The organism is Bradyrhizobium forestalis (assembly GCF_002795245.1).
Taxonomy (GTDB): domain Bacteria; phylum Pseudomonadota; class Alphaproteobacteria; order Rhizobiales; family Xanthobacteraceae; genus Bradyrhizobium; species Bradyrhizobium forestalis.
In genome coordinates this window covers 1-22,011 of record NZ_PGVG01000070.1, presented here as the reverse complement: position 1 = coordinate 22,011, position 22,011 = coordinate 1, and the positions used below count along the sequence as shown (strand labels likewise).

At 65.5% G+C, this 22,011-nt stretch carries 19 protein-coding genes; 10 read left to right on the top strand and 9 right to left on the bottom strand.

The annotated features are described in order from the left end of the window. Positions 1-223 precede the first annotated feature (223 nt). From rnhB to CVM73_RS37380, 3 genes are all read right to left on the bottom strand, one after another. On the bottom strand, positions 224-1,081 hold the full coding sequence (gene rnhB / locus CVM73_RS37390; RefSeq protein WP_100236729.1) for a ribonuclease HII: 858 nt from the start codon (positions 1,079-1,081) through the stop codon (positions 224-226). A gap of 77 nt (positions 1,082-1,158) precedes the next feature. Further along, entirely contained in the window at positions 1,159-1,614 is a 456-nt protein-coding gene (locus CVM73_RS37385) for a VOC family protein (RefSeq protein WP_100236725.1), read from the bottom strand. A gap of 24 nt (positions 1,615-1,638) precedes the next feature. After that, positions 1,639-2,802, bottom strand: a complete 1,164-nt coding sequence (locus CVM73_RS37380; protein WP_100236724.1) for a PA0069 family radical SAM protein — start codon at positions 2,800-2,802, stop codon at positions 1,639-1,641. A gap of 211 nt (positions 2,803-3,013) precedes the next feature. On the opposite strand from CVM73_RS37380, the gene CVM73_RS37375 reads away from it, so the two are divergent. The 4 genes from CVM73_RS37375 (at position 3,014) to CVM73_RS37360 (ending at position 10,254) form a co-directional block, all read left to right on the top strand. After that, positions 3,014-5,428 (top strand): phosphoketolase family protein, encoded by a 2,415-nt coding sequence (locus CVM73_RS37375; RefSeq protein WP_167407283.1) that lies wholly within the window; start codon positions 3,014-3,016, stop codon positions 5,426-5,428. Between the two features lie 2 nt (positions 5,429-5,430). After that, on the top strand, positions 5,431-6,621 hold the full coding sequence (locus tag CVM73_RS37370) for an acetate/propionate family kinase (RefSeq protein WP_100236722.1): 1,191 nt from the start codon (positions 5,431-5,433) through the stop codon (positions 6,619-6,621). An 83-nt stretch (positions 6,622-6,704) separates the two neighbouring features. After that, positions 6,705-8,633: a hypothetical protein gene (locus CVM73_RS37365; protein WP_100236728.1), complete on the top strand. Its 1,929-nt coding sequence runs from the start codon at positions 6,705-6,707 to the stop codon at positions 8,631-8,633. Positions 8,634-8,643: 10 nt separating this feature from the next. Then, positions 8,644-10,254 (top strand): PEP/pyruvate-binding domain-containing protein, encoded by a 1,611-nt coding sequence (locus CVM73_RS37360; RefSeq protein ID WP_100236721.1) that lies wholly within the window; start codon positions 8,644-8,646, stop codon positions 10,252-10,254. Here CVM73_RS37360 and CVM73_RS37355 read toward each other — a convergent pair. Beyond that, entirely contained in the window at positions 10,248-11,087 is an 840-nt protein-coding gene (locus CVM73_RS37355) for an RMD1 family protein (RefSeq protein ID WP_100236720.1), read from the bottom strand. The two genes, CVM73_RS37360 and CVM73_RS37355, sit on opposite strands and share 7 nt — an antisense overlap. A 323-nt stretch (positions 11,088-11,410) precedes the next feature. On the opposite strand from CVM73_RS37355, the gene CVM73_RS37350 reads away from it, so the two are divergent. Both CVM73_RS37350 and CVM73_RS37345 read left to right on the top strand, forming a co-directional pair. Then, entirely contained in the window at positions 11,411-11,986 is a 576-nt protein-coding gene (locus tag CVM73_RS37350) for a glycosyltransferase family protein (protein WP_100236719.1), read from the top strand. A 64-nt stretch (positions 11,987-12,050) separates the two neighbouring features. After that, positions 12,051-13,010 (top strand): bifunctional helix-turn-helix transcriptional regulator/GNAT family N-acetyltransferase, encoded by a 960-nt coding sequence (locus CVM73_RS37345; protein ID WP_100236727.1) that lies wholly within the window; start codon positions 12,051-12,053, stop codon positions 13,008-13,010. A gap of 272 nt (positions 13,011-13,282) precedes the next feature. Here the strand turns inward: CVM73_RS37345 and moaB are convergent, their stop codons facing one another. Together moaB and ypfJ are read right to left on the bottom strand one after the other, a co-directional pair. Next, a complete protein-coding gene (moaB, locus tag CVM73_RS37340) occupies positions 13,283-13,846 on the bottom strand; it encodes a molybdenum cofactor biosynthesis protein B (protein WP_100236718.1) in 564 nt (187 codons plus the stop codon). A gap of 160 nt (positions 13,847-14,006) precedes the next feature. Beyond that, entirely contained in the window at positions 14,007-14,948 is a 942-nt protein-coding gene (gene ypfJ, locus CVM73_RS37335) for a KPN_02809 family neutral zinc metallopeptidase (protein ID WP_100236717.1), read from the bottom strand. A gap of 418 nt (positions 14,949-15,366) precedes the next feature. Here ypfJ and CVM73_RS37330 point away from each other — a divergent pair, with 418 nt between their 5' ends. The 3 genes from CVM73_RS37330 (at position 15,367) to CVM73_RS37315 (ending at position 17,828) form a co-directional block, all read left to right on the top strand. After that, positions 15,367-16,497 (top strand): site-specific DNA-methyltransferase, encoded by a 1,131-nt coding sequence (locus CVM73_RS37330; protein ID WP_100236716.1) that lies wholly within the window; start codon positions 15,367-15,369, stop codon positions 16,495-16,497. Between the two features lie 193 nt (positions 16,498-16,690). After that, on the top strand, positions 16,691-17,017 hold the full coding sequence (locus CVM73_RS37320; RefSeq protein WP_100236715.1) for a hypothetical protein: 327 nt from the start codon (positions 16,691-16,693) through the stop codon (positions 17,015-17,017). Between the two features lie 124 nt (positions 17,018-17,141). Next, entirely contained in the window at positions 17,142-17,828 is a 687-nt protein-coding gene (locus CVM73_RS37315) for a glutathione S-transferase family protein (protein WP_167407282.1), read from the top strand. A 53-nt stretch (positions 17,829-17,881) separates the two neighbouring features. Here CVM73_RS37315 and CVM73_RS37310 read toward each other — a convergent pair whose 3' ends face one another. The 3 genes from CVM73_RS37310 to CVM73_RS37300 all read right to left on the bottom strand — a co-directional run bounded on the left by CVM73_RS37310 (position 17,882) and on the right by CVM73_RS37300 (position 20,770). After that, entirely contained in the window at positions 17,882-19,891 is a 2,010-nt protein-coding gene (locus tag CVM73_RS37310; RefSeq protein ID WP_167407281.1) for a HAMP domain-containing methyl-accepting chemotaxis protein, read from the bottom strand. Positions 19,892-20,105: 214 nt separating this feature from the next. Further along, entirely contained in the window at positions 20,106-20,273 is a 168-nt protein-coding gene (locus CVM73_RS37305; RefSeq protein WP_100236712.1) for a DUF1127 domain-containing protein, read from the bottom strand. A gap of 53 nt (positions 20,274-20,326) precedes the next feature. Continuing rightward, positions 20,327-20,770 carry a nuclear transport factor 2 family protein gene (locus CVM73_RS37300; RefSeq protein WP_100236726.1) on the bottom strand — a complete coding sequence of 148 codons (444 nt, stop codon included), beginning with the start codon at positions 20,768-20,770 and terminating at the stop codon, positions 20,327-20,329. A gap of 91 nt (positions 20,771-20,861) precedes the next feature. On the opposite strand from CVM73_RS37300, the gene CVM73_RS37295 reads away from it, so the two are divergent. Further along, positions 20,862-21,779 (top strand): LysR family transcriptional regulator, encoded by a 918-nt coding sequence (locus tag CVM73_RS37295; protein ID WP_100236711.1) that lies wholly within the window; start codon positions 20,862-20,864, stop codon positions 21,777-21,779. Positions 21,780-22,011 lie beyond the last annotated feature (232 nt).

The following is a 22,011-nucleotide window of genomic DNA, read 5'->3' as shown; positions in this document are numbered from 1 at the left end:
CGTCCGCACAAATCTCATGCACAGACGGCCGATCAACAACTTGCTCGAACTACGGCAATCCGTCCCAATCAACCAAAATCAGTTGAACCTTGGACTATACTTCCAATGAACCGGACAGCCGTGGGCTTGTCCTGGGCATCCACGTTCTTGGTGCCACGGGTAAAACGTGGATGGCCGGGTCAAGCCCGGCCATGGCGGATGAGGATGCGGCGGGGCCGACATCCTAGAGAGTTGCCGGCCCGTCGATCTCGATTTGCGCTTCCACCTGCGCCTCGATCTCGGTGACTGAGAACAAGTCCTGCGCGGGCTCGACGGTCCAGGGCATGTGCTTGGCGCGGGCGGCGGCGACGGGGGCGAAGAAGCTGCGGTGGTGGATGGACGGGCCGAGGCGGTCGAGCGCCTCGAGATGTTCGGGGACGGCATAGCCCTTGTGCTGCTCGAAGCCGTAGCCGGGGCAGTCCTGCGCCAGTGCGCACATCAGCCGGTCGCGGGTGACCTTGGCGACGATGGACGCCGCGGCGATCGACAGCACGATGCCGTCGCCGCCGATCACGGCCTCGCAATCGCATTCGGTGTCGAGCCGGTCGCGGCCGTCGACGAAGACGTGCCTGGGCGCCTCGGGCAGCGCCACCACGGCGCGCTTCAGCGCCCACAGCGAGGCGCGCAGGATGTTGTCGCGGTCGATCCGGGCGCGCGAGGCGACGACGACCGACACCTGCGCGGTGGCGCAGATCTTGTCGAACAGTTTTTCGCGCTCCTCGGCGGTCAGGCGCTTGGAATCATCGATGCCGCGCGGAATGCGGTCGGGATCGAGAATCACCGCGGCCGCAACCACAGGACCTGCCAGCGGGCCGCGGCCGGCCTCGTCGCAACCGGCGACCGGCCAGATGCCGCGCTTGATCAGCGCGCGCTCGCGGCGGAAGCTGGGGGGCGCAATGGCAATGATACCTTTCTTGCCGGCAGCAACCTTCGGAGCCTCAGCCGCAGCCGTTTGGGCCGCTTCGGCAGGCACGGCTTTCTTCGCAGCCTTCTTTTTTGGCGCGTCCTTGGCTGGGTTCTTGGCGGACTTGTCCCGAATCATGGCCGGGATCGTGCGCAAGGGACTTCGCCAGCGCAACCGGGAACCCAGGATAATTCCCGGTATTCAGGCCGGCCGACCTAGTCCGCCAGATGCACCCGCCGGTCCTCGCCCACCTCGATGCCGGGCGCGACCACGACCTCCCAGACATGTCGGTCCGGATCGGCAAAATAGCCGCAATAGCCGCCGTAATCGGTCTCGTGCGCCGCCTTCAGCAAGGTGGCCCCCTTCCCGATGGCGAAGGCCAGCACCTGATCGACCTCCCCGCGCGTCGCGCAATTCCAGGCGAGCGTCGTGCCACGAAAGGTCGTGGGCCTCGGCTGGTCCTGCAAGGATGCGTCGGCCGCGAGCCGATCCCAGTGATACAGCGCGAGCACCGGACCGCCGGTGTCGTAGAAGGCGACCGCCTCGCCGGTCGCCTTCAGCCGGCGCGAGAAGCCGAGCGCGTCGTAAAAGGCGATGCTGGCTCGGATGTCGCTGACTCCCAGCGTGATAACGGTGAGCCGTGGGATTGGAGCTGGAACGTCCTGACTCATGCTACGCCTCTTCCACTTCCCCGATCAGAACAGGCTGAGCTGATCGCCGTTCCGCTTCGGCCGCGCAAAGTGGTCCGTCGTCAGCTTGGAGCGCCGCTTGTTGAGGCCGAGCCTGTCGCAGGCGATCTCGAAGCGGCGGCCGATGGTCCAGGCCATCGGACCGGTGCCCTTCATCCGCTCGCCCCATTTCGCATCGTAGTCGCGCCCGCCGCGCATGTCGCGAATCAGCGTGAACACGTGGCGGTAGCGGTCCGGATAGTTCGCCATCAGCCATTCGCGGAAGAGATCGCGCACCTCCAGCGGCAGCCGCAGCAGGACATAGGAGGCTTCCTTGACGCCGGCATGGGCGGCGGCATCGAGGATGCGCTCGATCTCGGAATCGTTCAGCGCGGGGATCACGGGCGCGACCATCACGGTGGTGGGAATGCCGGCCTCCGAGAGCTGCTTCAGCGCCTCAAGCCGCTTCGGCGGCGTCGAGGCGCGCGGCTCCATGGTGCGTGCCAGCTTCGGATCGAGCGAGGTCACGGAGATCGCGACTTTGGCGAGGTTGCGCTTGGCCATGCGCTGGAGAATGTCGATGTCGCGCACGACCAGCGCCGATTTGGTGACGATGCCGACGGGATGGCTAGCTCGCTCCAGCACCTCCAAAATGCCGCGCATGATTTTGCGCTCGCGCTCGATCGGCTGATAGGGGTCGGTGTTGGTGCCGATCGCGATCATGCGCGGCTCGTAGCCGGGTGCGGCGAGCTCCCTCTCCAGCAGAGAAGGCGCCTCGGGCTTGACGAACAGTTTTGACTCGAAGTCGAGCCCCGGCGACAGGCCGAGATAGGCGTGGGTCGGCCGCGCGAAGCAATAGACACAGCCATGCTCGCAGCCGCGATACGGATTGATCGAGCGATCGAAACCGATATCGGGGGAGTCGTTGCGGGTGATCACCTTGCGCGAGGTGTCGACCGCCACCGACGTCTTGAACGGCGGCAAATCCTCAAGGCTCTGCCAGCCGTCGTCGAAGGCGACGCGCGCCTCGGCCTCATAGCGGCCGCGGGCATTGGACTGCGCCCCCCGCCCTCGCCTGCGCGGGCGGCCGACCGCGACCGCCAGTTCGGGAAAATCAGAGTCCGCACCCGCCGGCTCGGAGGGCGCCGTGACCGGCGGGTGCTTGAGAGCATGAGAGGATGCTGGACTCATGCAACCAAGATAGCACGCAAACGGAACAAATCAAGAACGCAAACGAAAAACGTGAAAACAACCCCATGCAAAGTAGCCGCTCAAATTTTCGGGCGCGCGCCTTTGACCTCACGCAACACGCCCGTCACGACGATTTCGTTTGATCCCGCACAGGGATCGATCGTGCCGGAACAAAGTTGGTGACGATCGCTGGGTGAAAGCCGACAGGAACATGACAATTCAACAAAAAACGGCCGCCGCGACCGGCGACCTCGATCTGCTCGATCGCTATTGGCGCGCCGCCAACTACCTCTCCGTCGGGCAAATCTACCTGCTCGATAATCCGCTGCTGCGCGAGCCGTTGCGGCCCGAGCACATCAAGCCGCGTTTGCTCGGCCATTGGGGCACGACGCCGGGCCTGAACTTCATCTACGCCCATCTCAACCGTGTCATCCGCGCGCTGGACCTCAACGTCATCTATATCTGCGGTCCCGGCCATGGCGGACCGGGCATGGTCGCCAACACCTATCTCGAAGGCAGCTACAGCGAGATCTATCCCGACATCGCGCGCGATACGGACGGATTGCGCAAGCTGTTCAGGCAGTTCTCCTTCCCCGGCGGCATCCCGAGCCATGCGGCGCCGGAAACGCCGGGCTCGATCCACGAAGGCGGTGAGCTCGGTTACGCGCTGGTGCACGCCTATGGCGCGGCATTCGACAATCCCGACCTGATCGTCGCCTGTGTCGTCGGCGACGGTGAGGCCGAGACCGGCCCGCTCGCGGCTTCCTGGCATTCCAACAAGTTCCTGAACCCGGCCCATGACGGCGCGGTGCTGCCGATCCTGCATCTCAACGGCTACAAGATCGCCAATCCCACCGTGCTCGGGCGGATGCGGGACGAGGAGATCCGCGATCTCTTCCGCGGGCTCGGCCACGAGCCGCTGTTCGTCGCCGGAGACGACCCAAAATTGATGCACCGGGCCATGGCCGATGCGCTCGACGTCGCGTTCGCCAGCATCCGATCGATCCAGCAGCATGCCCGCGACGGAGGCAAGAGCGTGGAGCGGCCGCGCTGGCCGATGATCGTGCTGCGCAGCCCGAAGGGCTGGACAGGCCCGAAGGAAGTCGACGGCAAGAAGGTCGAGGGTTTTTGGCGCGCGCATCAAGTGCCCGTTGCGAGCTGCCGCGAGAACCCGGCGCACCTCAAGGTGCTCGAAGACTGGATGCGCGGCTACCAGCCCGAAGAACTGTTCGACGCGAACGGCGCGCTCATTCCCGAGCTTCAGGCGCTCGCGCCCGAAGGTGTCAGGCGCATGGGCGCCAATCCACATGCCAATGGCGGCCTCCTGAAGAAAGAGCTGAAGCTGCCCGACTATCGCAGCTTCGCAATCGAGGTGCCGCAGCCCGGCGCCGTCATGGCGGAGGCGACGCGCGAGCTCGGCAAATTCCTGCGCGATGTCATTCGCCTCAATGCGCAACAGCGCAATTTCCGCATCATGGGCCCGGACGAGACCGCGTCGAACCGGTTAGATGCGGTGTTCGACGCCACCGAACGCGTCTGGATGGAGCCGATCGAGCCTTACGACGTGCATCTCGCGCAGGATGGCCGCGTGATGGAAGTCTTGAGCGAGCATCTCTGCCAGGGCTGGCTCGAGGGCTATCTGCTCACGGGACGACACGGCTTCTTTTCCTGCTACGAAGCCTTCATCCACATCGTGGATTCCATGTTCAACCAGCATGCCAAATGGCTGAAGGTCACGCGCGCCCTGCCGTGGCGACGCCCGATCGCCTCGCTCAATTACCTGCTGACATCCCATGTCTGGCGCCAGGACCATAACGGCTTCAGCCATCAGGACCCCGGTTTCGTCGACCTTGTCGCCAACAAGAAGGCCGACATCGTCCGTATCTATTTCCCGCCGGACGCCAACACGCTGCTGTGGATCGCCGATCATTGCCTGCGCACCTACAACCGCATCAACGTGATCGTCGCCGGCAAGCAGCCGGCGCCGCAATGGCTGTCGATGCGGGAGGCGGCGACGCATTGCGATGCCGGCATCGGCATCTGGACCTGGGCCGGAACGGAGGATGGAAAGGGCGAGCCCGACGTGGTCATGGCCTGCGCCGGCGACGTGCCGACATTGGAGACGCTCGCCGCCGTCGACCTCTTGCGCAAGGCGCTGCCGGACTTGAAGATCCGCGTCGTCAACGTCGTCGACCTCATGACGCTGCAGCCGAGGGAGCAGCATCCGCACGGCCTCTCCAATCGCGACTTCGACGGCCTGTTCACATCGGACAAGCCCGTGATCTTCGCCTATCACGGCTATCCCTATCTGATCCACCGGCTGACCTATAACCGTACCAACCATGCCGGCATGCATGTGCGGGGCTTTGCCGAGGAAGGCACCACGACGACGCCCTTCGACATGGTCGTGCTCAACGAGCTCGACCGCTACCACCTCGCCATCGAGGCAATCGAGCGCGTGCCTGGGCTTGCGACCAGGGCCGCGCAGGTGAAGCAGCAATTCCGCGACAAGCTGATCGAGCACTCCCGCTATGTCCGCGAGCACGGTGAGGACATGCCTGAGGTCCGCGACTGGGTCTGGCCGAACAGTGCCGGCGGCAACACGCCGGCCGAAGCCGGCGGCTAGCTATGTCGGATACAGTCCTCGTCCTCAACTCGGGATCGTCGAGCATCAAGTTCGGCCTGTTCGATGTCTCGGCGGCCGAGCCCGCCCTGCTCTGCAAGGGCCTGCTCGACGAGCACGAGGCAAGACCCCGGCTCGTGGTGAAGGACCCGGCCGGCGAAGACCTGTTCGAGACACAAAGAGAAGCAGTGGATGCCGAGGGCGGCCATCTGTTCGCCGACGTGCTCGCCTTCATCGAGGACCGGTTCGGCGAACGCAGCCTGCGTGCCGTCGGTCACCGCATCGTTCACGGCGGGTCGGATTATTCGGGCCCGGTCGTCCTGACGGGCGACATCACCGCGAAGCTGGAGGCATTGACGCCGCTGGCGCCGCTGCACCAGCCGCGCTGCCTTGCGCCGGTCCGCTCGCTCGCGGCGATCCGGCCCGAGCTGACGCAGATCGCGTGTTTCGACACCGCCTTCCACCACGGCCTCGCGCCGCCGGCGAGCCGCTTCGCCATTCCCAGGTGCTTCGAGGCGCGCGGTGTCCGGCGCTACGGCTTTCACGGCCTCTCTTTCGAATATGTCGCGGGACGCCTGGCCGAGATCGCGCCGGAGCTCGCGGCCCGGCGCACCATCATCGCGCATCTCGGCAACGGCGCCAGCCTCTGCGCGCTGCGCGATGGCCGCAGCATCGACACCACGATGGGGCTGACGCCGCTCGACGGCCTCGTGATGGGCACACGCTGCGGCACGATCGATCCCGGCGTGCTGCTCTATCTGCAACGACACGAGAACATGTCGGTCGAGGAGGTCCAGCACCTGCTCTATCACGAGTCAGGCCTGCTTGGCGTCTCCGGCACCTCCGCGGACATGCGCACGCTGCTGGCGAGCGGCGAGGCTGCGGCGCGAGAGGCGGTCGATCTCTTCACCTTCCGTGCGGCGCAACAGGTCGCGATGATGGCGACCACGCTCGGTGGCCTGGATTGTCTGGTCTTCACCGGCGGCATCGGCGAGCATGCCAAGGAAATCCGCGGCGCGATCGGCGAGCGTCTTGGCTGGATGGGCGTGCGCATCGATGCCGCCAGCAACGACGCCGCGCGCGAGCGCATCAACGGCAGCGACAGCACCGTCGACGTCGTCGTCATTCCCACCAACGAAGAGATGATGATCGCGCGCCATTGCGCTGCTCTGATCCGCGGACGCCGCCTCTCGTGACATTTTTATGAATGATCTGCCGCAATGCCGCCGCCGCGTCTTCGCGGCATAGAGGCGGCATCAATCCCGGTTGCAGACAGATCATGAAAACCCAGATCATCGAAGAGCTCGGACAAGGCAGCATCCTGTTGCCCGCGCTGGTGGCGGAAGGGCTCGCCGCCAACGACCGCATCAAGGTGCGGATGAGCGCATTGCAGGCGGCGGCCCAACATGCGCAGGAGCCCAGCCGGCCTGCGAATGACCTTGGCGTCGAAAGCCAGACTGCAGGCATCGCCCCCGCCGGGATCGCAGTGCTGATCGGCGGCGCGCATCTGATCGGACAGGGCCGGCTCGCGGCCCCCGATCTTGCGAAGCTGATTGAGGAGATTGCGGACGATGCAGCGACCATGGTCCGCGCCGTCGGCGCCGGCGCGGTGAGCGACGGCGAGAGGGCGCAGGCGCGGCTCGACGCGATCCGCGCGGCCGGCCTGCTCGATGCCACCGGCGAGATCGAGCTCTCCCGCATCGCGCGCCTGACCGGCGTCGCCGACGCAGGCGGCGACAGCCTGCATCGCCTCGTCATGGATCTGCACAAGCAGCTCAACAGGCTTGCGGCGAGCTGCTCGGAAGAAGCGCTCGACGGCGCCCATATCTTCGGTCTGCACGGCGAGGACCGGCCGGCCGTCGCTGCCTTCATGAAGGGCCTGAACGCGACGCGGGGTCTCAAGTTCAATCATCCAGGCCTCGACACCATGGCCACACGGGCCGGCGGCCGGCTGCTGATCCAGAACGATATCGGCACCACGGACGCCCATGTCGTGGTGATCGCGGTGAAGAAGAACGCGGTCACCGTCACCTACACCGATGTGCATCTGGCCCGGGCGAAGTTCTTCATCTCGCTATTCGACGGGTTCGAGGCGACCTGGAGCGGGCTTGATCGTCACACCGCAGCCGGCCTCGGCGAGGACAATTCCTTCTATCTCGTCACCGGGCAGTATCAGGTTGACCACGCCGCCGATCGCAACGAGTTCCTCGCGGCGCTCGGGGCGGCACTGGTTTTTCTGATCGACTGGAACAAGGCGCGCAAGTTGCTCAGGAGCTGGGTTGCCAAGGAGGACGCTGCACGCATCCTGGAATGGGCGGCGCGGCAACGGATCGGCCATCGCGGCTTCCTCGAGCTCGGCGGCAACGATCTGCTGGGCTCGGCCGTCCGGAACGCCGCCCCCACCCGGATCGGTTTCGGCGAGCGGCTCGACCCGGCGCTCGGCCGCAACGCCGCAATCGATTTTCTGAAGGCATCTCTGCGCGCTTCCACCGAGGCACTGCTTGCGGGCCGCTCGGTCAGGACGGTGCGCGACCAGATCGAAGCCGATCTGATGCGGCACCTGGACCGCGTCGACGGGGCTCTGCTGGCAGCCGTGCTGCGTCAGATCGGCCTCGCCCACGATCTCGTCGCGGCCATCTCGCGCCATATCGCGGCGTTGCAGGCGGGCCAGCCCGCCGACAGCAAGCTACTGACGCAACGCTGCGGCGTGATCGAGCAGAAGGCCGACAGAATAGCGCTCGAGAGCCGCAACGAGGTCGACCGCCTCAATGCCCGCCCGCTGATCGGCCAATTGATCGATCGCGCCGAGGAAGCGGTCGACGAGCTGGAGCAGGCCGCATTCATAGCATCGCTGATGCCGGAAAGGACCGATCCGTCCTTGCTGGCATCGCTGACCGAGCTTTGCGCAGTGGCCGAGACCGCGACCGAAGTGGCCGCGAGCGGCGTCGCCGCAGCGATCGACGTACCGGAAGGCCGACGCGTCGATTCCGAGGACGCGCTCTCCGCCGTGACCCGCCTGATCGACGCCGAACACGCCGCCGACAGCCGCGAACGCGCGACGACCGCACTGGTCTTCGGCGGCGGCTTCGACGTCGCGACTTCGCTGTCGGTGATCGAGCTCGCCCGCGCCGTCGAGCGCGCCACCGACCGCTTTGCGGCGTTCGGCCATCTGCTCCGCCGTCACATCATGATCGATCTCGCAGCTTGAGGGGACCGCCATGCATATCGTGCGTATCGACGCTGACGCCGCCGAATTGCGGCCCGCCGAGGAGATCGGTGCCAAGGCCGCCAATCTCGCCCGCATCGCGGCGCTTGGCCTGCCGGTGCCGCCTGCCTTCGTGCTCCCGGTCAAGCTCTGCGCCGAGATCATCGCCGGCCATGCGCACGCAACGCGGCACCTGCGCGACGGCTTGAAGGAGGGGATCTCGTTCCTGGAAAGCGTCACCGGAAAGCGCTTCGGGGACCGCCGGCAGCCGCTGCTGGTCTCGGTGCGCTCGGGTGCGGCGCGATCGATGCCGGGCATGCTCGACACCGTTCTCAATGTCGGCTGCACGCCCGATGCCGTCCACGGTCTGGTCCGTGCGACCGGCCGGCCGCGGCTCGCCTGGGATTGCCGGCGCCGTTTCCTGGAGAGCTTTGGCGAGACCGTGCTCGAGTTCGACCAGGCCGCCTTTGCCGCGTGCATCTCGGAGCTCGTCGCAACCGAAGACGCCGGCAGCGACCGCGAACTCGACAGCGAAGCGCTCGAGCGGCTCACCAGCCGCGAGCAGGCGCTGATCGAGGATCGCGCCGATGGCTTGCTGGAGGACGCCTTCGCGCAGTTGGAGGCGGCGGCCCAAGCGGTCTATCGCTCCTGGATGAGCGAGCGTGCAATGACTTATCGAAACCTCCAGCACCTCGAAGCGCTCGAGGGCACCGCCGTGACCGTGCAGGCGATGGTCTTCGGCAATGGCGGTCTTGCCTCCGGCGCGGGCGTGGCCTTCTCGCGCGATCCGTCGACGGGCGCGCCGCGCCCGATGATCGACCTCGTGCTCGATGCGCAGGGCGAAGACGTCGTTTCCGGACGACGCGCGCCTGATACGGCCGAGGCGATCGCCCGCGAGCTGCCGAAACTCGAATCGGAGCTGGGCGATGTCCTGAGACGACTCGAGCACGCGTTCGCCGATGTCCAGGACGTCGAGTTCACGGTCGAGAACGGCAGGCTCTGGATCCTCCAGACCCGGGCGGCCAAGCGCACGCCGCGAGCCGCCGCCAGGATCGCGATCGACCTCGTGCATGAAGGCCTGATCTCGAAAGACGAGGCATTGGGACGGATTGCGGAGATCGACCTCGCCTCGCTCACCGAAACCAGATTGGTTGCTCCGGGCAGGCCCGCAGCAACCGGCATCGGGGCTTCCGGCGGCATCGCGATCGGACGGTCGGCGTTCTCGTCCGAAGGCGCCCAGCGCCTCTCGGCGGCGGGCGAGCCGGTCATCCTGCTGCGGCCCGATACCAGCACCGCCGACGTCGCAGGCTTCGCGCTTGCTGCTGGCATCGTCACGTCGGTCGGCGCGCGCACCTCGCATGCGGCCCTGGTGGCGCGGCAGATGGGCAAGCCCTGCGTGGTCGACTGCCGTGAGTTGAAGATCGATCCTGCCGCAAAGCGAGCTCAGCTCGGCAATCTCGCACTTGCCGAAGGCGAGTGGATCACGATCGAGGGCGACGCCGGAGAGCTCTATCTTGGACGCTGCGAGACGATCCGGACACGGCCCGAAGCCGAGCTTGCCGAGATTGCGGCATGGCAGGCGCAATCCGGCCAACATGGCAGGCACGCTGCCGCGCCTCAGTGAATGCCGGTCAGGATCTGGAAACACCCGATCGCGACCTCGATCACGATCAGCACCACGACCGCAATCTCCAGGCGGAGCGAGCGCTGGGTGTCGATGATGTCGGTCAGTGCGTTCGCGGTCTCCGATACCGCGGTGAGCTTGCGCTCGAGCGTGTCGAGGCGCTCCTTCAACTCGTACTCGTCCTCGAGACGGGAATAGAGCCGATCGAGCTCGGGCTTCTCCCAGAGCACGTCGGGCTTCTCGGCGACCGCGACACGGCCAGCGACGCGCTGCTGCACCAGCAGTGCATTGCCGATCAATTGCAGAATGCCCTTGCGCCGGCGCGGCGTGCGGCCGTTTTCGGCGAGCTCCCGTGCAAACGGCTCGATCACATCGAAGACCGCGGCGACGCGGCGCTCGTCGCGCGCCAGCGACGTGCTCTTGGCGAGCGCATCCGCAACCAGCAGCAGCCGGTCGTCGGAGAATTTGGCGAGGCAGATCGGCCCGCCCGGCTGGATCGTCTCGGCGGCTTCTTCGTTGCAGAGCTGCGCCTGCGCGATCTCCTCCTCGTACGGGCTGAGCTCTCCGGTCACACGCGACTTCAGGTTGTCGATGAGGACCTTCTCCTCGGACGGAAGCAGCCCGATCAGCACGACGACGCCGTAGCGAAAGATCACGGCAAGGCCGGCATGGACGCGGAAGGCGGCCGGCGTCGAGGAGACAAGCGTGCCGATCTCCAGGCTGGAAGCATTGATGCGGTCGCCCAGCATCAGCGCCCGGATCCGCAAGGTCGGCGCAGTGCCCTGCTTCAGCGGCGTTGGCGCCACGCCAACGGCGAGTTGATCGGCGGTCATGTGAGGCCTCTCCGGGGACCAAGATCACACATTTTCGTTCGACCTTTCTTGCAAGCTGCATCCTCGTCTGAGAGGGATCGACTGCCCGCGCGTGGCGAAATGTCCAAGAAGCTTCGGGTTAATACCGCCGGGATGAGCTTGTGCCGAAACATTCGGCAATATTTCCAGCCCGCGCATGACACATTTGGCTGCGATGACTGGCTGCGGTTTACCATCGCATGCCGAAGCGCCGCCGGAAAGTTGCACTCGGCAATGCTACGGGTTTATGACAACATCATTGAACACTACGCTTCTCCCGAAGTGCCGACACTGAAGCCTCAATCATGCTGAGCGTCATCATTCCGACCGAAGGTGTCGAGCAGACGGCGGTCGCAACCCTGGCCGCGCTGGTCCCCGGCGCCGCCGCCGGCGTGATCCGGGAGGTCCTGCTGGTCGACGGCACTCGCAACGGCGTCATCGAGCGCGTTGCCGACGTCGCAGGCTGCCGTTTCATCGGGTTCGAGGGATCTTCGCAAGGCGCTGCGCTCGCCGCCGGCGCGCTCCAGGCCCGATCGCCGTGGCTGATGTTCCTGCCTGCGGGCGCCGTGCTGGAAACCGGCTGGATCGAGGAAACCACCCAGTTCATCCAGGCCGTCGCCACCAGCGGGAGGGATCGTGCGGCGGTGTTCCGCTATGCGCGCTCGCCTTACGCAAATACCGCATTGCGCGACGTCCTCTGGGCCGTGGCGCGCAAGCTCGTCGGTCCGCTCGGCGATCAGGGGCTGTTGATCGCCCGTGATCATTACGACCGAATCGGCGGCTACCCGCCTCACGCCCGCCATTCCGAGGCGCGGCTGCTCCGGCGGCTCGGCCGGTCGTCCCGGACCATGCTGCGCAGCCGGATCGTCATGGTCGGCTGAAGCGCCGAGATACTTGCCAAAGTCAAATAATTAATTGACAATGGCAAGTATCGAGGTGATCCCCATGCCATCCCAATCTTCGCCATCAAGCCCGGCGGCCGAACAGGTCGCCAGCGACCAAATCGCAGCGGTCCGCGCCTTCAACCGCTTCTATACTCGCAAGCTCGGCGTGCTCGACCAGCATCTTGGCAAGAGCCCGTTTTCGCTCAGCGAGGCGCGCGTGCTCTATGAACTCGCGCATCGCGACGACCTTGCGGCAAAAGAGATCGGAAACGAGCTTGGTCTCGACCCCGGCTATCTCAGCCGCATCGTCCAGAGCTTCGACGAAAAGGGGCTGATCACGCGAAAGCCCCTGCCCGCGGATCGCAGGCAATACCAGCTCAGCCTCACCGCCAAGGGCCGCCAAGCTTTCGCCAAGCTGAACCTGAGCTCGCAAAACGAGGTCGCCGCGATGCTGGCTCAGCTCTCGTCCGGCGATGCGACGCGGCTCACGCAGGCCATGGCGATCATCGAGGCCGTGCTGGAGCAACGCCGAAGCCAGCCTGCGGCTTTCATGCTGCGCAGCCATCGCGTCGGCGACATGGGCTGGATCATCTCCCGGCAGGCTGCCGCCTACGCCGCGGACTACAACTGGGACATCAGCTACGAGGCGCTGGTCGCCGAGATCTGCGCGCAGTTCATCAGGAACTACGATGCCGCGCGCGAGCACTGCTGGATCGCGGAGGTCGGTGGCGAGCCGGTCGGCTCGGTGTTTCTGGTCAAGGCCACGGACGAAATCGCCAAGCTCCGCCTGTTGCAGGTAGAGAAGAAAGCACGGGGCCTAGGCGTCGGCCGCGCACTGGTCGAGCAATGCATCCAGGGCGCCCGCGAGCGGGGCTACAGCAAGATGACGCTGTGGACGCAGAGCATCCTGCTCGCCGCGCGCGGGATCTATCAAAGTGCCGGCTTCAAGCTGGTGAAGGAAGACAAGCACCACAGCTTCGGCGCCGACCTGGTCGGAGAGACGTGGGAGCGCGATCTGTAGCTATCTCGCAGCGGGCGAGATGTGCATTGCTGCGCCCTCGCCCCTTGTGGGAGAGGGCATGTCAACTGTCAGACACGGGCTCGTTTGGGTGAGGGGTATCTCTCCACGCTTGCCGTGCCGACAGATACCCTCATCCGGCGCCGTAGCCGATGCAGAGCATCGGCGTTCTTAAGAACGGCGGCCGAAGGCCGCCTATGCCACCTTCTCCCACAAGGGGAGAAGGAAGAAGTCCGTGCCTCGATCAGCAAGACGTCGTCCGCACCATCGCGCGACTACACCGTCGCGCCTTGCGCTTTCGGCCGGCGCAAATGCTCGTCCAGCCGCGGCATGATCTCGACGAAATTGCAGGGCCGCGTGCGGTAGTCGAGCTGGGGTGCGAGGATGCCGTCCCAGCCGTCGCGGCAGGCGCCGGGCGAACCCGGCAGGCAGAAGATGTAGGTCGCGCCCGCGACGCCCGCGGTGGCGCGGCTCTGGATCGTCGACGTCCCGATCTTGGCATGGCTCAGCATGTGGAATGCGATCGAGAAGCCGTCCATGCGCTTCTCGAACAACGGCTCGATCGCCTCCGGCGTGACGTCGCGTCCCGTAAAACCGGTGCCGCCGGTGGTGATGACGACGTCGATGCCGCTATCGGCAATCCAGCGGCGGATGACGGCGCGGATCGCCTCGACGTCGTCGGTGACGATCTCGCGCGCGGCCAGATGATGGCCCGCCGCGGTGAGACGATCGGCGAGGGTCTGGCCGGACTTGTCATCCGCAAGCGCGCGCGTGTCGGACACGGTGAGCACCGCGATGTTGAGCGGGATGAACTGTTTGGTTTCGTCGATGGAGGCCATTGCTCTTTCCTCTCGTGTCCCGGACGCGATGCAGCGCGAAGCGATGCGTCGCAGAGCCGGGACCCAGTTCGGAGAAACATCGGGACCGGCGTTGTGGGCCCCGGCTCTGCAGCGCACCGCTGAAGAAGCGCTGCGCTGCGTCCGGGGCACGAACTCGTAATTACAACGCTCCCGCGCCGAACGTGTTGCAGGCCTGGACCGTGCCCTGCTGGTAGCCGGTCATGAACCATTGCTTGCGCTGCGCCGCCGAGCCGTGGGTGAAGGAGTCAGGCACGACGCGCCCCGTGGCCTGGCGCTGCAGCGTGTCGTCGCCGATGGCGCTGGCCGTGGTCAGCGCGGCGTCGATGTCGCCGGGCTCGAGGAAATTCGGACGCTTCTTCGCCTCGCGATTGACCCAGACGCCGGACAGGCAGTCGGCCTGCAACTCGACCTTGACCTGAAGCGCGTTCGCCTCGGCCTTGGAGCCGACCTGTTGCTGCAGCCGCGTCACGCGCGGAATGATGCCGAGCAGGTTCTGGATGTGGTGGCCGGCCTCATGGGCAATGATGTAGGCGGTGGTGAAATTGCACGCCGACTTGCCGGAGCAGCCGCGAAAGCGCGTCTCGACCTCGCGGAAGAACGACGTGTCGAGGAAGATGGTGCGATCCGGCGGACAGTAGAACGGCCCCATCGCCGACTGCGCCATGCCGCAACGGCCGCCATTGGTGGCGTTGCGGAACAGCACGATCTTCGGGCCGGTATAGGTCTGGCCATTGGCCTGGAAGATCTCGCTCCAGCGATCGTCGATCTCGCCGAGGACGCCGGAGATCATGCTGCCCATCTCGTCGGTCGGCGCGCCGCGCTTGCCCGAGGACGCCTGACGATCGGTCTGGTAGGTCGGTGCATGACCGCCTCCGGTGAGGATCTCGGCGCCGCCGATCAGGATGCGCGGGTCGATGCCGAAGGCATAGCCGATCAGGCCGAGCACGATGATGGTGCCGATGCCGAGCCCGCCGCCGCCCATCGGCAGGCCGAACCCGCCGCCTCCGCCGCCGCCAAAGCCACCACCTTCATCGCGACGATCCTCGATGTCGTCGCTGCGGCGGAAGTCATCGTAACGCATGGCGGCCTTCCCTTGGGGGTCCCTGATTCAGTTTCGACGGCGCACGATAGTGCGAAAGCTCAACGCGCCACACACGTAAAATATCCGTTGCGTTTATCAATATCGTGGCCGGCAAAAATTGCCTAGTGCGACAGCATGTCGATGCCAGCAATTTTTTCCGAGGGCCGAGCAATTTTTTCCGAGAGAAATTTGCGGCCCTTTTCCAGCCATGATTGCTGCCGCGAGCCGCAGCAAACGCGAAATACACTGTAAAACGCGGCGAATGCACACGACAACGCGCGCACAAACGGCGATGCACGACCTGCTCACAAAAGCAGCGGGTTAAGTCGATTTTTACTTTGCCCCTTCAATGTAACGGCCAGTCGGTTGTTTGGTCCCGCGTCGCCGACAGCGTCGCCTGAGTCAGAGTTCTTGAGTCATGGTAGAGTCGCGTCGCGGGGCGTCTGCAAGGGCGCCCCGCACAAACTTCGAGTCTCCGTCGCATCGCATCATTCTCGGCGATTGCGTCGCCGAGATGTCGAAGCTTCAGGCAGGTTCGGTCGATCTCGTGTTCGCCGACCCGCCCTACAATCTCCAGCTCAAGGGCGATCTCAAGCGCCCCGACGAATCCCATGTCGACGCCGTCAACGACGCCTGGGACAAGTTCGATTCATTCTCGGCCTATGACGATTTCACCCGCGCCTGGCTGCTCGCCGCCCGCCGTGCGATGAAGCCGTCGGCGACGATCTGGGTGATCGGCTCCTATCACAACATTTTCCGCGTCGGCGCGATCATGCAGGACCTCGGCTTCTGGCTCCTGAACGACATCGTCTGGCGCAAGACCAACCCGATGCCGAATTTCCGCGGCCGCCGCTTCACCAACGCGCACGAGACCATGATCTGGGCCGCGCGTGACGAGAAGGCCAGGGGCTACACGTTCAACTACGAGGCGCTGAAGGCCGCCAACGAGGACGTGCAGGCGCGGTCCGACTGGCTGATCCCGCTCTGCACCGGCGAGGAGCGCCTCAAGGGCGCCGACGGCAAGAAAGTGCATCCGACGCAGAAGCCGGAAGGCCTGCTCGCACGCGTGCTGCTGTCGTCATCAAAACCCGGCGACCTCGTGATCGACCCCTTCAACGGCACCGGCACCACCGGCGCGGTAGCCAAGCGTCTCGGCCGGTCCTATATCGGCTTCGAGCGCGACAAGACCTATGCCAAGGCGGCCGCAGCGCGCATCGCGGCGGTCGAGCCGCTGCCGGACGAGAGCCTCGCTCCGTTCATGACCGCACGCGAAGCCCCGCGCGTCGCATTCTCCGAGCTGATCGAGCGCGGCATGATCATGCCCGGCACGAAACTGTTCGACGCCAAGAAGAAGCTCGGCGCGCTGGTGCGTGCCGACGGCGCCATCATGCTCGGCGACAAGGTCGGCTCGATCCACCGCATCGGCGCGGTGGCGCAAGGCGCGCAGGCCTGCAACGGCTGGACCTTCTGGCACGTCGAGACCAAGAAGGGTCTCAAGCTGATCGACGAGCTGCGTGCCGAGATCCGCGCCGGCATGGCGTCGGAGTAGGTCCCCCTCTCGATCGTCATTCCGGGGCTCGCGAAGCGAGAACCCGGAATCCATCCAACCACAGCACATGCGGCCCAATGGATTCCGGGCTCGCGCCAAGAGGCGCGCCCCGGAATGACAGCAGTGGTGATTGAAAGCCGCCACCGTCAGGATTAGATTCGACCGATCAGCCCGTCTGACCGGTTGCCTCGCCATGCGACGACAGTCCGAGACATTGCTGCTGGTGCCGCTGCTGCCGATCTTCCTGGTCGGCATGTTTCCGATGTTCCTGATCGCGCTGCTGGGATTTTTCGGCCTGGCGCTGTTCGGCGTGCTGGTGATCTGCGTCGGGCTCGCCAGCAGCAACGAGGCGCACGACAATTTCAACCACGACGTCATCGTTCACGGCTACGCGCGCGGATCGGAGCGCGCGGCGCGCGCCTCCGACATGCACCTCGCCGCGCGGCTCGGACTGCGGCTGGAGGCCGTGGGCGCGGCCATGGTCATTACGGCGGCAATCGGCCTCTGTTACGCCACCTGATCTGCGCCACGCGCAGACACCGCCCGGCAAACTCGCCGGTTGCTCTCCCGCAACGGGTTCAGGCAAGACAAGGCCTGCCCAACGCCCGCGTCCGCACGCGGCAACAGACACCGGGAGATGTGTGATGCTCAAATTCTATTTCAACGGATCGCCGAACCCGACCAAGGTCGCGCTTTATCTGGAAGAGTCCGGCCTGCCCTTTGAGCCGGTCGCGGTCGACACCCGCAAGGGCGAGCAGTTCACGCCGGAGTTCCTCAAGATCAATCCGAACGGCAAGGTGCCGGCGATCGACGATGGCGGCGCCATCGTGTTCGACTCCAACGCCATCCTGCTCTATCTCGCCGAGAAGACCGGCAAATTCCTGCCCGCCGCCGGCGTGCGCGGCGAGATGCTGTCCTGGCTGATGTTCATCGCCACCGGCGTCGGGCCCTATTCGGGCCAGGCCGTGCACTTCAAGCATTTTGCGCCGAAGGACCAGAGCCACGACTATGCCCATAACCGCTACCAGTACGAGACCGATCGCCACTACAAGATTCTCGACGGTCACCTCGAAGGCCGCCGCTACATGGTCGGTGACAGCTATTCGATCGTCGACATGGCGTTGTGGGGCTGGGCGCGGATGGTGCCGTTCAAGCTCGGCGACGACGCCTTTGCGCGATACCCGAATGTGAAGCGGCTCGTCGACGAGATCTCGGCGCGCCCGGCGGCGGCGCGCGCCATCGCCCTGAAGGACAAGTTCACCTTCAAGGCCGAGATGGACGACGAAGCGCGCAGCAACATGTTCAAGCACATGACGACCAAGGTGGCCTGAGCGCGCCGCTGTTCGAGGCCACGCGCATGCGCGTGGCCTTTTGCGTTTGAGACTTAGGCGGCGTGGACCGAGTTCAGGAACTTGGTTACCTCGAGCTTCAGCCGGTTGCTGTCGGCCGAGAGCGAGCGCGCCGCCGACAGCACCTGCGAGGAGGCCGAGCCGGTCTCGGAGGCGCCGCGCTGCACGTCGCCGATGTTGGACGACACGAGTTGCGTGCCTTGGGCCGCCTGCTGGACGTTGCGGGAGATCTCCTGCGTCGCCGCGCCCTGCTGCTCGACGGCGGCGGCGACCGTCGACGAGATCTCCGACAGCCGCTCGATGGTGCCGCTGATCTCCCGGATCGAGCCGACCGACTCCTCCGTCGCGGCCTGGATGCTGGAGACCTGCTGGGCGATCTCGCCGGTGGCCCTCGCAGTCTGCTCGGCGAGCGCCTTGACCTCGGAAGCGACCACCGCAAAGCCGCGGCCGGCTTCGCCTGCGCGCGCCGCCTCGATGGTGGCGTTCAGCGCCAGCAGGTTGGTCTGGCCGGCGATGGTGCTGATCAGCTCGACCACGTCACCGATCCGCGCGGCGGCCTTGGAGAGCGCGCCGACGCGCTCGTTGGTCCTGCTCGCCTGACCGACGGCCTCGCCCGCGATGCGGGCGGATTCCTGCACCTGGCGGGCAATCTCGGATACCGAGGAGGAGAGCTCCTCGGTCGCCGAGGCGACCGCCTGAACATTGGCCGAGGCCTCCTGCGACGCGCTGGCGACCTCCGTCGAGAGGTCCTGGGCCCGCGCGGCGGTCGTGGTCAAAGTGCCTGCGGAGGCTTCGAGCTCGTTCGACGCCGACGACACCGTGTTGACGATCTCACCGACCGCCTGCTCGAATTGGTCGGCAAGCCTGACCATGTCTGTCTTGCGACTCTCGGCCTGCCGCGCCTCGAGCTCGGCCTGCTCGGCGCGCATGCGCTCGGTCTCGCTCATGTTGTCCTTGAACACCTGGATCGCCTTGGCCATGTCGCCGATCTCGTCGGCCCTGCCGCTGCCGGGAATCTCGACCTCGAGATTACCGCCGGCAAGCCGCCCCATCGCGTGCGTCATCGAGGTCAGGGGACCGACAATGCTGCGAGCGATCAGGAAGGCGACGATGCCGCCGAACAAAATGGCGAGGCCGCCGGCGATCTCCTGAACGGTCGTCGTTCCGGCGATCACGGCTTCGGCATTGTTGCGCGAGTCCCGGTAGTCCTTCTTCAGGGTCGTTTCCGCGGCCTTGAGCTTGCCGATGCTGTCGACGATGAGGGGCGCGAGGTTCTTATGGTAGATCTCGTCGGCCTGAAGCATCGCGGCGGACGTCGTCTCGAACGCCGATTTGTAGATTCCGAGCGAGGTCTTCACCGGCGCGAGCGTGGTGCGCAACTCCGCCGCCTGCGGGCTCTTTTCGATCGCTGCGAGCCGTTGCGCTGCCCTGTCCACACTCGCCCTGAAATTCGCGGGCCCCTGGACGTCACGTACGGCCAGGAAACGCCAGTTTGCGACCCGAACAAGAAGGATTCTGGATTCGAGGTCCGCGACCAGGGCCGCGGTGTCTTCGTCGACGGCAGCCCGCGCTGCATCGACCAGCTTGCCCATCTTGACGGCCAGCTCCTCCCCGCTGGGTAGCAGCGTCGCCTTGCCCGTTCTCGCCTCGTTGGCGGCGTCGCCGAGATTGTCACGCAGGCGTCGCATCTTGGCGATGTCGTCGATCAGGCCGTTGTAGAGCGCTCGCCGCTCCTCGGAGAGCGTCCCCTTCGCGCCGACCCGCAGCAGCTCGGTCGCCGCGGTTTCCCGCTCTTGCGCCTCCTTCATCGCAGGCTCGTTGGCGTCGTAGACGTAGCGCAGGTTGGCGCGCTGGATCGCCTGCAGATGGGCTGATATTTCCAGCACCCGCGCCGTGCTGTCCGAGAGGGCAGATTGTCTTGCGACCTGATCCTGCACGTCCCGCAAATTCCAGACGGCAACCACTGCCATCACGAGACCGACCGCGACCAGGGCCATGAAGCCTGCGTACAGGCGTCCCCTGATCCGCAAACGAAATTTCGGCATTCCCACTGTCCACCCAGATGCATGTGAATTCGAGGGGCCGGACAACTCCGGCGATCGTCACGGCCACTCCGGCAGCCGCACGCCGCGTCTCTGCGACCCACGCTGCACCGCGACACAATGGAGGACACTCGTTAATTGAACCTTCCAATTTTTCGCGCAGAGCCGTGGCACGCCGACAAAACCTGCTGATTTTGTCGGCAGTTGCTCCCGCTCCCTACTTCCGCCGGACCGGCTTCTTCAGCTCGTACGCGATCTCCGCCCGGGTCATCCCACAGTCCTGAAGCTCCCGTTCGGTCATGGCGGCGAGCTGACACCGTGCCTGAGACCGCTCGCGCCTGGTACGGACGATCTCGACCAACGCCTGCCAGGCCCGCACGATCATCACCGGCCCTGACGGACGAGATCGGCCGGTGGACGTGATGCAGCTCAATCCACTCAGCCCGCAGCCCTCGCCGGCGCCTGCGGAAAAGGACCGAGCGCCTTCTCGGTCAGGACGGAATCGCAGTACTCGCGGATCTCCTTGATCTTGCCGTCGGCGAGGCGAAACACCAGGCAGTAGTCATTGTCGTAGCGCACGCCATCGGGCGTGACGTTGTCGCCCTTGGCCTCCACCACGACGATGTCGCCGTCGGCGATGAAGCGGTGAGCGATTGTTCGCGTGCGGTCGCGCAAGCGCGTGCGCACGTAGCCGTGCAGGTCGTTGAGGATCGCGTCCTTGCCCGAGAAGGTGCGGGACCAGGAATACTGCCCGGTCACGACCCATTTGGCGTCTTCGGCAAGACTGGCGCTGAACAGCGCGCGATCGCGCGCGGCCGGATCGGGATTGGCGGCGGCGGCAAAGATATCCTGCATCAGTTTCTTGTTGGCGGTCGCGCTCATGGCGGCATCTCCGTGGTGTGACATCGCGAAGATCATCGCCGGCGGATCTGCATTCTTCAAATCGATAGTAAATATGATATATATTCACCTCATGAATTTGAATTCGCTTGACCTCAATCTATTGAGCGCGCTCGACGCGCTGCTGCGCGAGGCCAATGTCAGCCGCGCCGCGCTGCGGCTCGGGCTGTCGCAGCCGGCGGCGAGCCATGCGCTGCAGCGCCTGCGCGACATCTTTGGCGATCCGCTCTTGGTGCGGACCGGTGCACGGATGGAGCTGACGCCACGGGCGCAGGCCCTGCGCGCGCCGCTGGCGCAGGCGCTCGACCAGGTGCGCGGGCTGTTCGTGCCTGACGATTTCGACGCCGCACGCAGCGAGCGGCAGTTCCGCCTGATGATGCCCGATCTCGCGGTTGAGCTGTTGATGCCGCCATTGATGGAGAAGGTGACGCGAGCCGCCCCCAACGTCCGCATCGACGTGGTGCCGTGGCGGGGATCTACGATCTTCCACGCCGAATTCGCCCGCACCATCGACCTCGTGATCTCGATCGGCAATGCCTTCAAGGGCTTTCATCGCCAGCTGCTCTACACGGACAGCGACGCGCTGGCGGTGCGGCGCGGCCATCCTGTTGGAGCGAAGCTGAAACGGCGCGAGGCGTTCCTGGCCGCACGCCATGTCGGCGTGATCATCCGCGGCAGCGCTGAGGACTTGATCGACACCTGGCTGCGCAGCAAAGGCATCGAGCGACATATCTCGTTGGTGGTGGCGGGCTATCTCGAAGCCTTGCACGTCGCCGCCCGCACCGATCTCGTCGCCTTCGTGCCGCGCCGGCTGATTGCCGCACTGTCGACGCAGCTTGGGCTCGTCACGGTGACGCCGCCGCTCGACCCAGGGATCGACGAGCAGTTCATGTTCCATCCGACCCGGGCGCAGATGGACCCGGGCTCGATCTGGCTGCGGCGGCTGATGCTGGAGACGGGACGGGGGCTGGAAAAGCGGAGGGCTGGGTAGGATGCGGCGTCGACAAACTCGATGTCGTCCCGGACAAGCGCGCCCTAAGCGCGCGCCGATCCGGGACCCATATGTGGACGGCCTCCGTGGCACAAGAGCTTTGCTAAGGTTTTGATCGGATCGCTTGCATCCATATGTCCGGCCTGTTGGTGCGGCGTGTTGGACCGCTGGCCAAGATGGTTTCCGCGATGCGAGTTCCAATCAACCACGCGACCTTGATCGGCCAATGGGT